This window comes from Domibacillus enclensis, from assembly GCF_900156125.1.
GTDB lineage: Bacteria > Bacillota > Bacilli > Bacillales > Domibacillaceae > Domibacillus > Domibacillus enclensis.
In genome coordinates this window covers 204,409-219,661 of sequence record NZ_FTLX01000002.1, presented here as the reverse complement: position 1 = coordinate 219,661, position 15,253 = coordinate 204,409, and the positions used below count along the sequence as shown (strand labels likewise).

Annotated in this window: 11 protein-coding genes; 1 reads left to right on the top strand and 10 read right to left on the bottom strand. The window is 44.2% G+C overall.

Annotated features, from left to right (window positions below; translation table 11 throughout):
• Positions 1 to 82 precede the first annotated feature (82 nt).
• The 6 genes from BW952_RS04990 to BW952_RS04965 form a co-directional block, all read right to left on the bottom strand.
• Positions 83 to 1,978 (bottom strand): BglG family transcription antiterminator, encoded by a 1,896-nt coding sequence (locus BW952_RS04990; protein ID WP_045849383.1) that lies wholly within the window; start codon positions 1,976 to 1,978, stop codon positions 83 to 85.
• Between the two features lie 69 nt (positions 1,979 to 2,047).
• Positions 2,048 to 2,908, bottom strand: a complete 861-nt coding sequence (locus tag BW952_RS04985; RefSeq protein ID WP_045849382.1) for an ROK family protein — start codon at positions 2,906 to 2,908, stop codon at positions 2,048 to 2,050.
• A 37-nt stretch (positions 2,909 to 2,945) separates the two neighbouring features.
• Positions 2,946 to 6,068, bottom strand: a complete 3,123-nt coding sequence (locus BW952_RS04980; protein ID WP_045849381.1) for an alpha-mannosidase — start codon at positions 6,066 to 6,068, stop codon at positions 2,946 to 2,948.
• A gap of 18 nt (positions 6,069 to 6,086) precedes the next feature.
• On the bottom strand, positions 6,087 to 6,875 hold the full coding sequence (locus tag BW952_RS04975; RefSeq protein WP_045849409.1) for a carbohydrate ABC transporter permease: 789 nt from the start codon (positions 6,873 to 6,875) through the stop codon (positions 6,087 to 6,089).
• Between the two features lie 64 nt (positions 6,876 to 6,939).
• Positions 6,940 to 7,833: a carbohydrate ABC transporter permease gene (locus tag BW952_RS04970; RefSeq protein WP_052698349.1), complete on the bottom strand. Its 894-nt coding sequence runs from the start codon at positions 7,831 to 7,833 to the stop codon at positions 6,940 to 6,942.
• Between the two features lie 100 nt (positions 7,834 to 7,933).
• Positions 7,934 to 9,322, bottom strand: coding sequence for an extracellular solute-binding protein (locus BW952_RS04965; RefSeq protein ID WP_231581260.1), 1,389 nt, complete (start codon positions 9,320 to 9,322; stop codon positions 7,934 to 7,936).
• Between the two features lie 233 nt (positions 9,323 to 9,555).
• Here BW952_RS04965 and BW952_RS04960 point away from each other — a divergent pair, with 233 nt between their 5' ends.
• Positions 9,556 to 10,701 (top strand): GntR family transcriptional regulator, encoded by a 1,146-nt coding sequence (locus BW952_RS04960; RefSeq protein ID WP_231581259.1) that lies wholly within the window; start codon positions 9,556 to 9,558, stop codon positions 10,699 to 10,701.
• 56 nt (positions 10,702 to 10,757) lie between these two features.
• Here BW952_RS04960 and BW952_RS19325 read toward each other — a convergent pair whose 3' ends face one another.
• From BW952_RS19325 to BW952_RS04945, 4 genes are all read right to left on the bottom strand, one after another.
• Positions 10,758 to 10,916 carry a hypothetical protein gene (locus BW952_RS19325; protein ID WP_156149404.1) on the bottom strand — a complete coding sequence of 53 codons (159 nt, stop codon included), beginning with the start codon at positions 10,914 to 10,916 and terminating at the stop codon, positions 10,758 to 10,760.
• 123 nt (positions 10,917 to 11,039) lie between these two features.
• Positions 11,040 to 12,413: a hypothetical protein gene (locus BW952_RS04955; RefSeq protein WP_045849379.1), complete on the bottom strand. Its 1,374-nt coding sequence runs from the start codon at positions 12,411 to 12,413 to the stop codon at positions 11,040 to 11,042.
• Between the two features lie 97 nt (positions 12,414 to 12,510).
• Positions 12,511 to 13,899 carry a sugar phosphate nucleotidyltransferase gene (locus BW952_RS04950; RefSeq protein WP_045849378.1) on the bottom strand — a complete coding sequence of 463 codons (1,389 nt, stop codon included), beginning with the start codon at positions 13,897 to 13,899 and terminating at the stop codon, positions 12,511 to 12,513.
• Between the two features lie 12 nt (positions 13,900 to 13,911).
• Complete coding sequence (locus BW952_RS04945) at positions 13,912 to 15,243, bottom strand: UDP-glucose dehydrogenase family protein (RefSeq protein ID WP_045849377.1); 1,332 nt, start codon at positions 15,241 to 15,243, stop codon at positions 13,912 to 13,914.
• Positions 15,244 to 15,253 lie beyond the last annotated feature (10 nt).

Genomic DNA, 15,253 nt, shown 5'->3' with positions numbered 1-15,253 from the left:
TTTTTTCCTCTTGCTTTTACTATAAAGGACAAAGGACTAATGAATAATTTTGTTTTTTACCGATCGTTCCGGCAAAATCAGATTATTTATGCAAGCGTTTTAAAAACGAGGATTGGTCTACGGATTCAGCCAGCTGCTTCACAAGAAAAGGCTTTTCACTAATGAGCGAAAGCTCTTGAAACAGCTGCTTCATCACGCCGTCCTTCTCACCAGAAACGGCCATCAGAAAAACGACTGATACCCATTCATTTTCCCAATCAATTGGCTTGTCCAAAACAGCGACTGCAATACCCGAACGCTTAATATCATTTGGATTCCCATGCGGAATCGCAATGCCCGAGCCAATCGCTGTGCCGGACATCCGTTCACGCAGCAAGGCAGAGTGAGCATATTCTTTTTCAACAAATCCCTGATTATAAAGAGCGTTCGCCAGCTTTTCAATGACTTCATAACGGTGATCAAGCTTCACACCCAGAAAAATGGATGGTTCATTAATAAAATGAAGCAAAGCAGATGATCCTGAAGGAAGTGCTCCTTCTTCATTAATTTCTTTTACCACTTCTCTCACCTTTTCCTTGTCTTGTTCATCAAACAAAGGCGAGACGACCACAACCGGAATCTCTGCCTCCACCTCCACTGTCGATATGATCAAATCCACTTTTTCCGATAGAAGATAGTCCGCAAGATTTGCTTTCGCGATACAATCCACAACATCTAAATGGTTTATATGCTGCTCAAGGCGCGTTCGGAGAAGCTGTGACATGCCAATGCCCATATGGCAAACAACAATTGTTTTTTTCTTTTCATCGCCGATTCTCTGTCTTCGTTCCAGTGCCGCTTGAAAATGCAGCAGCAAATAAGCCGATTCTTCTTCTGGAATCATAAGACCAAAAGATTCCCTGATCTCCTCAAGAGCGAGAATAATTAAGCCAAATAAATGAGGGTACATGCGCTTGATCTCGGTTAAAAGAGGATTGGTCATCGTAAGCCCATACGACACGCGGTGAATGACGGACTGCAAATGAACAGAGAGACCTTCTTGAAGCGTTTCATCCTGACGGAAATTCACACCAGTTAAGCTGCTCATTTTACTCACCAGCTCCAACATGACACTGGCTGTCGCCAGACTATTTTCCTCACTCAATCTTCGCCGCTTCCCACTCATTAAATGCCACGCGAAATAAATCACTTCATCGTCTGGAAATCGCAACAAAAATAACGGTCCTATCTCACTCAGAAGCTTGTTTGCCTGCTCGAATTCCGTCCGCTCCAACACCGCTTCCCGTTCCTGCTCTGTCACTTGAATCGGGCATTTCAGCTTGGTCCGCCTCATCATAATAAGGATATGAACGAGCAGACGGTCCAGCGTATCATCTGTAAATGATTCATCAAGCGCTGAAAGAGCCTTCTTGACCGCTTTCACTTCGTAATCGGGAAATAAGTTCGTAATGGAGTGCTCTCCCAGATCGCCTGTCCCAAGCAGTTGCGGCAAATGTGCAAGGGCGCTCCGTTTTTTCAGTTCGGACCCTTCCAGTATAAAGCCGACCCGCTGCCTTGATTCAATTGACAGCCCAAATGAAGAAAGCCACTCATTAATGCAGTCTATATCCCGCTTAATCTGAGTCCTGCTTACATAGTAACGATCAGCCATTGATTGAATTGTCACGGCTTCTTTTGCCATTAGCAGCGTATAGGCGATCTCCATCGAACGCTCTTGTTCTGAGACTGTTTCTACGTGAAAAAACAAAGAAGAAAGCCTGCGACGCTCTTCCTCCTCCGTTTCAATATAGACGCCTGAACCCGGCTTTCTGACTAGCAGAGCGGTACTGTTCTCAGACAAATAATCCGTTATCGTTTTTAGATCATTGCGGATCGTTTTTTCTGAGCAGCCGAGTTTTTCCGCCAGGGCATTTACTAAAAAGGGACCTTCCAATTCCTGAAGCAATATTTGCAGGAGCTCTTTTTGCCTTTCATTCATCCTTTACACCTACTCATTTTGACTCATTAGGATAATTATAACAAAAAGCGCAACAGAAAACGATTCCACCTATTTCTCTACTTCGTTTTTCGCCAGCATCAGTGCGCCTGTAATCCCAGCGTGGTCACCAAGACCCGGCGGTACAATAAAGGTCTCAAGCTCTGGCAGCGAGATATATCCATTCAGAAGAGTAGCCACTTGCTTTCGAACGAGCGGAAACAGCTGCTTTTGCTTCATTACCCCTCCACCCATGACAATTCGCTTCGGTGATAGAATCAACATATACTGCATAATCGCCTGTGCTAAATAGAAGGCTTCCATCTCCCAGACTTCCTGCTTATCCGCAAGCTCAATACCCTTCTTCTCCCAGCGCCGCTCGATTGCAGGTCCTGCCGCAAGACCTTCCAGACAATCCTTGTGATATGGACAAGTTCCTTCATATGGATCCTCCGGGTGTCGCCGGACCAGAATATGACCCATTTCCGGGTGCGACCAGCCCTGCAAAAGGGAGCCGTTCACAACCGCACCAGCTCCGATCCCTGTACCGACCGTTATATATAAGCAGCTGTCCAGGCCTTTTGCAGCACCAGTGAACGACTCTCCAAGGGCAGCCGCGTTCACATCCGTGTTAAAGCCGATTGGTACATCGAACATTTCTTTCATTACATCGACAATTGGATAATTCGCCCACGTAAGCTTCGGTGTTGAAGTAATTGACCCGTAGTCTGCATGATCTTTATTTACTTCAATGGGTCCAAATGAACCAATTCCGATTGCCTTCACATGATGCTTTTGAAAAAAAGAAATGACTTCTTTCATCGTTTCGTCTGGAACCGTAGTTGGAAACTGTGCCTCATCGATAATATCTCCTCGATCATTTCCAACTGCACAGACAAATTTTGTTCCGCCCGCTTCGATTGCTCCATACATCTTATCCATCCCTCCGATTCGAAAAATGACACAGGGGTTACCCCTGTGTCATATCTAAAATAAATGTTTTTATCTCATATGGCTGTAATTCGAACGACAGCGGATTTCCTTCAACTCGATCCGCCACTGGCTTCTCAAGCAGGTTGCACTCCTGCCACGCTGTAATGGACAGATCGCTGTTTATCGTGGCCTTTTGGCTGCTTCCTGAGAATTCATGGACACGAAGAATCACCTTGTCGCCATCTTCCGCTTTCTTCACCGCATCGATCATTACGTGTTCAGCCGTGCAGCTGAAAAGGGAAAAAGAGGCTTGATCCGAGCTTCCCGCTATAGCGCTCATTGGATTATTCAGCTTCCAGGCTTCCTGAACCGTTTCACCCTTTACCCAGTCGCCTTCATGCGGAAGAAGCGAATACGTAAAGAGATGCTCTCCTTGATCCTGAGCATAGTCAGGGTACACGGATGATTTCAACAAGGACAGTCGCATTACATTCCCTTTAATGTCATACCCATACTTACAATTATTCAACAAGCTTACGCCATATCCTCTTTCTGATAAATCCGCCCATTGATGTCCGACAGATTCAAACCGGGCATAATCCCAGCTTGTATTCCAGTGGTTCGGACGCTTTACATTGCCATATTGAATATCATACGTTGCTTCTGTTGTGCGAATATCCACCGGAAAGGCTGCTTTCAGCAATTGGTTTTGTTCATGCCAGTCCACTTTAGTCTCGAAATCAATCCGACGGCTGTGAGAATAAACAATGAGATCCTGCTGAAGACTGGAGTCTAAAAATGTCCACTTAAACCGGACGACACTTCGAATAGCATTGGATTCTATTAGTTCGACTGATTCGAGATCTGTGATTTCTTTCATCTTTTGCTGGTAATATAAATCGATATCCCAGGCATCAAATCGGAGCGGCTTGTCTTCAAACACTTGAAGAACATTCCCCTTCTCGCCTTCAGCCAGCACTTCCTTTTCCGCTTGACTATCATAAATGGAAACTAGCTGTCCAGCATCATTCCATTTAAGCTGATAGAAAGGCGTATGAAGTTCATTGGATTTGAAATCGAAAACTGCCTGCTCTTCTTTTGCCGATTCCTCTGCACTGAACTGGATTTCACTATAGCCCATCGCGGGAATATTCTTTGCTTCTACCAGCCACTTGCCGTCTTTTTGAACCGCTTTCAGCACATTCCCATCCGGCCCCTTCCAGACGCCCGCTTGCTTTTCGTCAATCTCAATAACATCTGTCCGGCTCCACGGGGAAGAATTCAATACGGTATAAACCGGCTTTTCATTATGCACAAGAACGCCAGCACCATTTGCCCATGAATCAATCATTAGCTGCTCAGACTGCTCGTATTCCAGCTTGCTGTCTTCATACACTTCACGAATGGACGAGCCGGGAATAATGTCGTGGAACTGGTTGCGCAAAATGATTTTCCAGCCGTCACGGATGGCCTGTTGCGGATAGGTGCTCCAGTTTGTTTTCAGCACACTGGCCATCACGTTCAGCCATTCCGTCTCGCGGTATTTCAGCTCCAGGGTCCGATTCATTTTTTTATTATATGCCTGACTCGTGTACGTACCGCGGTGGTATTCAAGATACAATTCTCCATCCCACGTATGTACATACTGATCTGTTTCATCGACCCGTTTATGAAGCTCTTCGAAAAACTCATCTGCCCGTCCTGTTTTCACTTTCGGCAAGCCTGGAATATCATCTAAGCGTCTGCGCATTTCAAGCATTTCACGATTAACGCCGCCCCCGCCATCACCATAGCCATATGAAAGCAGCAGCTCTTGATTAAACGACTTATCGCGGTATCCATCCCAAATGCCCTGCACCGTGTCTGGACGAATCTGGCCATTGTATGTGTAAAACCACCAATCCTGATTCGGCTCAGGTGTTGTAATGAAGTGTGTTAATATTTCCGTTCCGTCGATGCCCTTCCACTTAAACGTGTCATGCGGCATACGATTATACTGATTCCAGCTAATCTTTGTGGTCATAAAGGTTTCAATGCCGGATTTCTTTAGAATTTGCGGAAGAGCCCAACTGTAGCCAAATACATCTGGAAGCCATAAATACTTGCACTCTGTTCCGAATTCATCCCGAAGAAACGCGGTTCCCATCAGCAGCTGGCGCACAAGGGATTCGCCAGACGTCACGTTACAATCCGCTTCAAGCCACATCCCGCCTTCCGCTTCCCATCTGCCTTCTTCCACACGCTTTTTAATTTGCTCATAGATTTCCGGATAATCGGTTTTAATGTATTCATAAAGCTGCGGCTGTGTTTGCAAAAAGACATAATCAGGGTACTTCTCCATCAATCGAAGCACAGTCGAAAATGAGCGGGCTGCTTTTTCTCTCGTATGCTTCAGGCGCCAGAGCCAGGCAACATCAATGTGCGTATGGCCGATGCAGCGGACTGTCACAGGATGGTGCTTCTCCATTTCATTCAAGCCGTCTCTTAAAACTCGCTGTGCTTCGTACACAGATGAATAAAACGTGTCTGTTCCTGGTTTCGACCAGTCAATCAACTGGAAAGACCGGTCCAGCAGCTTCAGCAGCAAATGATATTCTGGACGGTTTTCATCCATTCCTTTGACGGTTTCAACAATGGCTTTTCCAGTAAAAAACAAATCATCTACCGTATGATCCATCCATGCCAGTTCCGCCTGTTTGATCTTATGCTCTTGTATAACAGGCCGGCCTCCGCCTTCAAGACCCGACCATAAGCGAAAAGTAACTTCAAGTGGAGATCCAGCAGTACCATCAGGAAAGAAAACTTCAGTATGATTAGAATCCACACCTTGAAAAGGAGCACCGTTCAAATAAAGAAGAGATTCAAACCCTGAATTATTTCCTTCTCCTGTCCGCCCGAAGTCAAACAAACCGACAATTTCTTTCCCTGCCCATTCAGACGGAACATCCACCGCTGCTTTCAGCCAGGCGTAGACATCCCATCCAGACCAGTACTCTCCTGTTTTAATCGAGTCCCATGAAGCGTTTTCCGGGGGGCGTGTCCCAATCTCGCCCTCTTCATCAAGCAAAAAATGAAAAGAAGGAATCTTAATCCGCTCCCGGTACCGGTATTCTCCTAATTCCTTCACTCGCGCTTCAAGCTTTTCAACAGTCCAAAACATTCTATCGTCCCCTCTCTATTATCCTTTCGACGCGCCGCCCATGCTAAACCCTTCAGACATAAAGCGCTGGCTGAAGATATACAGCACAACGGGCGGAATCGTGTAAATAAGTGAAAATGCTGCTAATTTCCCGTACTCAACCATTCCATACTGACCGAAAAACTGATAAATAGTCACCGACGCTGGCAGCTTTTCCGGACTTTGAATCAAAATATACGGAACGAAAAAATTACCCCAGCTCGCGGTAAAGGTAAAGATCGCTACAGTAAACAGACCCGGTAGCATCAACGGCGCTACGACCTTTCGCAAGCCGGTAAAAACAGAAGCACCATCCACCCAGGCGGACTCTTCTAATTCAACAGAAACGGCGTCCATATAATTCTTCATCATCCAAATCGCATAAGGGAGCGCAGCCGCTGACAAAAAGAGCATCGTCCCCCATAAGGAGTCCTGAAGCTTTAAAATGATAAACAGCTGGTAAACCGGCACCATGACAGCCGTAATCGGAAGTGCCGTCATAAACAGTACCGTATACATGAACGGCTTTTTATACTTCAGCTGATACCTTGATAACGGGTAGGCCGCCAGCCCCGCTACAATAACGGTTAAAAACGCCTGTCCTCCCGACAAAAGCAGTCCGATCACAAAAGCACGCTGGTTCGCCGGATCAGACACAACAGATTGAAAGTTTGACATCGACGCTTTTTCCGGCAGCTGAAGCGATACTTTTGCATTTGGATCGATTGATGCCAGAATGACCCACAAGAGCGGCAAAAGAAACAACACTCCGATCAGCGTTAAGATCATATACGGGATTACTTTCTCTGATGAGAACTTCTTTTTTCTTATCTCCACCTCATTCCAACTCCTTTTAAATTTTCACTTTCAATGCGCGAATATAAAGGACGCTGGCTGTTACACCGATAAGAAGCATAACCAGTGAAATAGCAGTGCCATAGCCAAGCTGATAATTTACAAAGGCCTGATTATACATATAAATAGGAAGTGTCTGCGTATCCATTCCAGGACCTCCGCCAGTCAGCGCATAAATGAGCGTGAACACACCTAATGTTTGAAGAGTAACGAGAATCATGTTTGTCACAATCTGCCCTTTAATCATTGGCACCGTAATCTTCCAAAGACGCTGCCACCGGGAAGCCCCGTCAATAACCGCTGCTTCTTCAACTGATTTCGGAATATTATCAAGAGCCGATTGAAACACAAGCATTGAAAAAGCCGTTCCATGCCATACGTTGGCAATGATCACACTCACCATCGGGAACGTGTACAGCCATGTAATCGGCTCAATGCCGATCATGCCAATAATTGAATTAAGCGTTCCCTGATCGTTAAGAAAAGCGAAAAAAGTAAACGCAACGACAATTTCAGGCGTTACCCAGCCGGCCAGCACGATCATCCCAATCACCCGCCTAAAGGCACGATTCCGCTCCCTCATTAAAATCGCAATGATAAAACCGAGCACCTGCTGTCCGACAACAGCAGAGAAAATGAGGAAGACAATTGTTTTCATGACACTTAAACGGAAATTGGGATCCGCAAACATGGAGGTGAAATTCTGAAAGCCTACAAACTCGACATTTTGAGCAGCCGCACCCGTTAAGGACATATTCGTAAAGGCGAAATAAAAAGTTAATAAGATCGGACCTACAAAGAAAATTAACAGCAAGATCCATGAAGGAAGTAAAAAGAAGATGGCCCGCAGCGATGAATTGTTCCGATTCTTATTAAAAGAAGCCCCGCTCATCTTAGCGGCAGACTTTGTATTCTGAAGACGTGCATTCATAACATACTCCTTTCTTGATCAGAATGTAGCTGCTCTGCCGAAGCAAAGCAGCCCGCTGCCATTACTTCTCCATCACCTTGTCTTCACCTACAAGGCGGGTGACTTCATTCGCATACTGCTCCATCGCTTCTTCCGGGGACTGACTGCCGGTTACAACGGATTCCACAGCTGCCTGGATCTTCGTTGACACAGCTGGATACTGATCCACACTCGGTCTGAAGTGAGTGTTATCAATGAGCGCAGTGGCCTCCTTCGCCACACTGCCCGGCTTATCAACAATTTCCGGATCTTCAGCAAGGTCGGTTCTCGTTGTTAAATCACCCTGCTTCAAGATATACGTTTTGCTGTGCTCTTTATCCGTCGCCATTTGGATGAATTCCCATGCCAGATCCTTGCTGTCCGACTGCTCCGGAATAGAGAGAGCCCACCCGCCAGACATAGAAGTGGAGCCCGGCTCCTGCCCTTCTTGTGTAGGCATCGGCGCTAACTTGTAAACGTCTGTCCCTTCAGGCCAAGGTGCAGGACCGTCTTCACGCCAAACCCCCGGCACCCAGTTTCCATTTAATACAATCCCGACCTGCTCATTCGGCATCATCTCCGTCTGAACGATATCTCCGGCTTTCCCTGTTAATACTTGAGACAGTTCCGGCCCAAGGTCATTTTGGTAAATATCATCAATAAAGGCCAGTGAATCAAGGAAGCCCTGACTTTTGACAATCCACTTCTCGCTTTCCTGATCGTACAGTTCATCCTCTGTTCCATACAAAAGCATCTCAAATGTTTGCATTGTCGTTGCTTCTCCTGTTGCTTTACCGGAATTCGCCCAGAAAGGAACAACCTCCGGCACCTCTGCTTTAATCTTCTCCGCTGCCGACATTACTTCTTCCCATGACTTCGGCTCCCAAGGAACAGGAATTCCTGCCTGCTCGAATAAATTAGTGTTATACCATAATCCACGTGTATCCGTACTGTACGGGACGCCGTATACACTGCCATCACTAGCTGTAACGCCCTGCTTCACCGTTTCATTAAAATTCGACCAGTCTTCCCAGCCTTCTATATACTCATCAAGCGGCGCAATGTTGCCTGCCATCGCATCTGAATTGATCATAAACGTATCTTCTGTCACAACATCCGGCGCTGTTTCGCTGGACTTTACCATCAATGCCAGCTTCGCAAAGAAATCGCCTTCCGATGCCTGAATCGGCATGAAGTCTACTTGAGCATCCGGGTTTTCCTCTTCGAAGTCTGCCTTTACCTCATCCATCCATTCTCTTAAGCCTACATTCGCGCTGCCAAAATCCCGGTATGCAATTTCAATCACTTCTTTGCCATCTTCCGTTTGTGTCTCTCCCCCAGATCCAGATTCACTGCTCCCACAGGCAGACACGACCAGAGTCAAAGGAAGCAACAACCCCATTCCTAACTTCTTGCGCGTTGACTTTTTCAAAAAAATCTCCCCTTTTCGATTTTCTTTCCCATCTTGAACGCAAAAGCTTCCATTGAACATACAACCTAAACAACTTACTACTTGTATGTTCAACTTGTCATACATCGAATATTACCATCTAATTTCAAAAATGTAAACGCTTTATTTTCAAAAAATCAGATTATTTACAAAATAATATTTAAGTTGTATATTTGTTATATTACAACTAGTCATTAATCGAAGGAGGTCATTTCATGATCCGTACTCCCTTATATAAGCAGGTGCAACAGTACATTTTAGATTTTATTCAAGAAAAAGAATGGAAGGCTGATCAAAAGATTCCTTCTGAAAACGAACTGGCCGATAAATTCAGCGTCAGCCGAATCACAGTTAAAAAAGCATTAGACAGCTTAGTAGAAGAAGGACAGATTTATCGGATTCAAGGCAAAGGGTCCTTTATCTCATCCAGTACACTTGGAGAGCCTTCCATTTATGAAGTGACGGCAACAGCTAAAAAAAAGCCGCAATTTAAGTTAATCGCCTGTCTTGTGCCCGTATTGAACAGTGAGTTAACAACAGCGATCTTTGCAAGAATCCAATCGTTGCTTTCAAAAGCAGGCTATCAAATGCTTTTATTTCAGACAGATGATTCACAGGAAAACGAACAGCAGATTGTTAAACGAGCGATGGAAATGGGTGTGGATGGGATCATCATTTACCCGGTTGAAGGAGAAACATACAATGAAGAAGTGCTCAAGCTTACTTTGCAGGATTTTCCACTCGTTTTAATCGACCGGTATTTTCGTGGAATTGAAGCAAACAGTGTGTGCTCTGATAATTTTCTTGGCTCGTATGAGGCCGTTCAATACTTACTAAAGATGGGCCACAGTCAAATCGGTCTGGTATCCACACATCACCTGGGAACAACCAGCATAGAAGACCGGATTCAAGGGTACGAAAAAGCACTCACCGACGCCGGAATTTCCATTGACCATAAACTGCAGCTTCTTGATTTATACCGGTCAGAGGACAGTCCAGAGCAACGAGAAGAAAACAAACGGAAGGTTCAGGACTTTATCGAAAAAAATCCAGAGATGTCCGCCATCTTTTCCGTTTCGCCTCGTCTTGAAATTATAGAGACTGCATCAGAACTCGGTCTCCGTATCCCGGACGACCTGTCTTTAATCCTATTCGACGATTACGCACAAGCCGATCTCTTTGCTACACCACCATCCTGTGTCCAGCAGCAGGGACACTCTATTGGTGAAGAAGCCGTCAAGCTATTAGTGTCTGCTATACAAAACCCGGCTCAAAAGCGCAAAAAAGTCTTTATCTCACCAAAGCTGATCATTCGTAAATCGACCGCTAAAGCAAAGTACTCAGATTCACCACGCGTATAACACAAAAAAAGAAGCGAATCATCAACAGATTCGCTTCTCATGCATTTGAAAACTGGTTACATAGATGAATAGTCCTCGTCGCCTGAATCGTTCTGCTCCGTTGAAATAATATCTTCCGCTTCTCTCTGCGTAATCGTTACACCTACATAGTCATAAATCTCGCGCACACTGATTTTACGGTTTATCCACTTATACAGAAGCTCACCGTATAACATTGGATATCACCTCATTCGTTCTTATAAAAGAATCTTACTGCTTTTTTCATTCTCTAACAAGAACAAGCATTGGGAATGATCTATTTTGCTTCATTTTTATTTCAAAGCCGTTTCTGTGGCTGCTCATTCTTTTTCTTTATACGATAGGTAAGAAGCAATAGACAGCGTAATCAATGATAAACTGACAATCAGCTGGACAATATGGACAACTTCAAACAGAAAAGGGTCACCTGTTGAATAAGATATATTAAACGCTGCCACTGCAATACTGGAAAAGAACTGCTGAAGTGCCATAGTGAAAACCCCCACCGGCTCTAGCATTTGCTTAAGATGGATATATTCAATTGTAAGAGTGTGACCAATTCGGATTACAGTCACAAGAAGAACCATTTCCAGCAAGCTGTGAATAGCCAATGAAAGCCGGTCCTTTCCATCCAGGCTTGTTTCCTTCGTTTCTTTGGATAATACATCCCCAATAAACGCTTTTACAATTTCAAAAGCCCGGGCAAAAAAACGAAGCACCATAAACCAAGTGAAAATATTGAGCACGGTCGTAATAGAAGCCGTAAAGTTCTCTACACTTGTATTTGTATAAACCAGAAAAAAGGCATACATATATAAGCCGGAAAACAGAATCATCAAAAGATAAAATGATAATCTTACGTTTGTCCGATTCCGATATTGAATGTATGAAGCAAGTTTTTTCCTTCTCAACTCATTATTATGTTTAAATTTCATCCTAATTTCTTGTTTTCCTTCTTCTGCACTTTTTAAAGTCAAGCGAAGGGCCGCCATTCCTAATACAAATAGGATGAGTATAAATTCAAGCAATAGAAATACCAGTAACAAAAAAAGGCCAAATAATTCAACCGACCAGTTATCCGAAATCGTCAGGAGGACAGCCCCTATGAGCAGTACAGGAAGATGAATCAAGCGAGTCCAATAAGTCGAACGATTTATTAGAAAGGAAAATCCTTCTTGTTTATAATTTATAAAGAAGATTAAAGCCGTCATACCTAAATAAACTAAAACCAAATAACAAAGTACAGATTCATTTTGGATGAATTGAAACCAGTATCCAACAATAATCATTCTAACCATAAAAAAAAATTCATCTGAAAATAGTCTCAAAACCGCTCCTTCATCAATTTTTGAGAGTCTTTCTTTATTCAAGAATAAGAAAAAACCTATCAGGAAATTGAAAAATACAGCATATAGAACAATAAACAGCAGACGAAAAACCACTTCAGCCATGGAAACGATATAATTCGTTAAAAAGACACTGAATGTTTCATACTTGATACGGTGAGATAAAACCTCTTTTATAAACCCCGAAAAAGCGTCAAGATCTATTGAAGGGAACGCATGAGAGATCCCTGAATTCATTCCGAATAAAATTAATAAGAGAACAATGATATAGACTTTAGAAAATTCAAAAAGAGGTAAGTATATAATGCTTGGTAAATCCCTCAACCACCTTTTCTTCTTCTTGCGCATAATCCACCACCTTCATGTTCAATGATTCACATTCAGTTGTAAACTCTTATCTCCTTTCTATATAGAAAAGAAAGTGAGAGGGGCCTCGCATTCCCTCTCACGTAAAGATTCTAGGCTCAGACTGGTTGATATGCTTAATCACATCGCCCCACTCAAAATAAAGACGGAAAAAGTCTTCATCGCTAATCCCTGATCCTGTCTGCACCTCAATAAACTCTAATTCCTTAATCGCACGAATACCATGCTTCTTTCCTGCTGGAAGATGAACAATATCGCCCGCCTTCACACGGACAAGTGAGTCATCCAGCGCAAGCTCTCCTTCACCGCGCACAATGGTCCAGACTTCATCGCGCAAGTTATGATAATGATACGTCGAATTCTTCCCTTTTAAAATGCAAATACGCTTCGTCACCATTTCTTCGCCATCTTCATACTTTGCATAATCCAGTGTGCGCGACCAGCCCCACAAACGCTCTTCATACATCGGTGGATGGTCAAACGCACTGATCAGCTCTTTGATCTTTGGACTGGATGCTTTATCCGCTACCAGAATTCCATCAGGGCTCGCTGCGACAACGATATCTGTTGTCCCAATCACCGTGACCGGAATATCCAATTCGTTGACCAGATGTGTATTTACCGAATCTTTACTCAGTACACCTTTACCGATCTGAGTTGTTGCCATTTCTTCTGTAAGGGTATTCCAGGTACCAAGGTCCTTCCAATACCCTTCATGAGGGAGCACTGCAATATGCGCAGCCTTCTCGACTACTTCATAATCAAAGCTGATTTTCGGAAGCTCCGCATACATTGCAAGCAGCGCCTCATACTCTACAGGCCATTGTTTGGCTCTTAAAATATCCAGCACATACCCGAGCTTAAACGCAAAAACACCGCAATTCCAAAACGCATTCTGCTCAATCAGAAGCTGCGCCTCTTCTTCACTCGGCTTTTCCGTAAAACAGCTTACTTTATAAAATTCTTCACCAAGCTTTGCTTCTTCCGGAATAATATAACCATATTTAGATGACGGATACGTTGGTGCCACACCAATCAATGCAAGATCTGCACCCGAACGATCCAGTACACCCTCAAGCTCCCTCACGCGGCTAAAAAATGCGTTTTCCACGTAAGGATCAACCGGCAAAATCGCCACCGCTTCTTCCTCGTCCATCTTAACCACAGAGTGCAAATAAGAAGCAGCCAGCGCAATCGCCGGAAACGTATCGCGGCGTTCTGGTTCTATAATTAATGGTGTTTCTTCTCCCACCTGTGCATGAATCATATCCCGCTGCAGCTTCGATGTCGCAATTACACAAGCCTCAGCCAGACCTTCTTCTTCCAGCTGGCTCCATACACGCTGCACCATCGACTGCTTATCTCCATGATTCCCTTCAAGCACCTTTAAGAACTGCTTGGAACGCGTATCATTTGAAAGCGGCCATAGACGTTTGCCAGAGCCCCCAGATAATAAAACAAGTTTCATACTGACGCCTCCTTATTTTACATTTCCTACAGCTTCATAATTTAAAACGGGCTGGCGCCCGATAGAGTGATATTCAATCGAATGCTTTCGAACTTCCTTAAGCGCGTAACAGTTACGGCCATCGAATAACACGGGTGTCTTCATCCACTTAATGTACGAAGCTAAAGGAATTTCTTGAATTTCCTGCCACTCCGTTACAATAAAAACAAAATCCGCCTCTTTTAATGCTTCTTCAGGACTCGAAACAAATTGAACATCCTCTGGAATCACCTTACGAGCGGTGTCCATCGCAACGGGGTCATAGGCTTTTACAGCTACCCCTTGATTTAATAGCTGTTCACATAACACAATGGACGCGGCCTCACGCATATCATCAGTATTCGGCTTAAACGCCAGTCCAAGCACTGCTGCTTGCTTACCAGCCAGCTCACCGAATCTTTCCTTTGCCTGATTCATCATAAACGCCTGCTGATTGTTATTTACTTTAATAACGGACTTCAATAGTTCAAAGTCGTGATCGATATTAGCTGCTATCTGCGTTAACGCTTTTGTATCCTTCGGAAAACAAGATCCACCGTAACCAATTCCCGCATTTAGAAACATGGAGCCGATTCTCTTATCCATACCCATACCATTCGCAACGCTTTCCACATCTGCCCCGAGCTTCCCGCAAATATTTGCAATCTCATTGATAAAACTGATCTTCGTTGCTAAAAAGGCATTGGACGCATATTTAATCATTTCTGCACTTTTAATATCCGTTTTAAAAACCGGCACACCAAATGGCTTATTGATTTCTTCAATTACATCAGCTGCTTCCGAATGATCAGCGCCAATGACAATACGGTCTCCGTTGAATGTATCGTAAACAGATGAGCCTTCCCGCAGGAATTCCGGATTAGACACAACATCAATTCGGACACCTTCTCGAACCTGGTCATCCAGAAGTTCTTTTACATAATGGTTTGTTCCAACCGGCACCGTACTTTTCACCACAACAATTAGGTCATGATCTACATGTGCCGCAATGTCCTTCACAACCTGTTCAATGTACATTAAGTTTGCAGACCCATCTTCTTTTTCTGGTGTGCCGACTGCAATATACACAACCTCTGCTTTAGAGAAGCCTTTAAGATGATCTGTTGTAAAAAACAAGCGTCCGGCTTCCGTATTTTCGACCATTAATTCTTCCAGACCCGGTTCAAAAATTGGTGATATGCCCTGGCGCATTTTTTCTACCTTCATTTCATCAATATCAATACATGTCACAGTATGGCCAATGTGTGAAAGTGCCACTCCCGTCACCAATCCAACATATCCAGTACCAACAACGGAAATGTTCATTCTATCCCTC

Excerpts from the sequence above, each read along its gene's own strand:
- BW952_RS04980 (WP_045849381.1), bottom strand. The coding sequence starts at position 6,068 with ATGTTTTGGACTGTTGAAAAGCTTGAAGCGCGAGTGAAGGAATTAGGA.
- BW952_RS04955 (WP_045849379.1), bottom strand. The coding sequence starts at position 12,413 with ATGCGCAAGAAGAAGAAAAGGTGGTTGAGGGATTTACCAAGCATTATA.
- BW952_RS04985 (WP_045849382.1), bottom strand. The coding sequence starts at position 2,908 with ATGTATGGAGCAATCGAAGCGGGCGGAACAAAATTTGTCTGTGCAGTT.
- BW952_RS19325 (WP_156149404.1), bottom strand. The coding sequence starts at position 10,916 with ATGTTATACGGTGAGCTTCTGTATAAGTGGATAAACCGTAAAATCAGT.
- BW952_RS04950 (WP_045849378.1), bottom strand. The coding sequence starts at position 13,899 with ATGAAACTTGTTTTATTATCTGGGGGCTCTGGCAAACGTCTATGGCCG.
- BW952_RS04960 (WP_231581259.1), top strand. The coding sequence starts at position 9,556 with ATGATCCGTACTCCCTTATATAAGCAGGTGCAACAGTACATTTTAGAT.
- BW952_RS04975 (WP_045849409.1), bottom strand. The coding sequence starts at position 6,875 with ATGATCTTAACGCTGATCGGAGTGTTGTTTCTTTTGCCGCTCTTGTGG.
- BW952_RS04990 (WP_045849383.1), bottom strand. The coding sequence starts at position 1,978 with ATGAATGAAAGGCAAAAAGAGCTCCTGCAAATATTGCTTCAGGAATTG.
- BW952_RS04945 (WP_045849377.1), bottom strand. The coding sequence starts at position 15,243 with ATGAACATTTCCGTTGTTGGTACTGGATATGTTGGATTGGTGACGGGA.
- BW952_RS04970 (WP_052698349.1), bottom strand. The coding sequence starts at position 7,833 with ATGAGCGGGGCTTCTTTTAATAAGAATCGGAACAATTCATCGCTGCGG.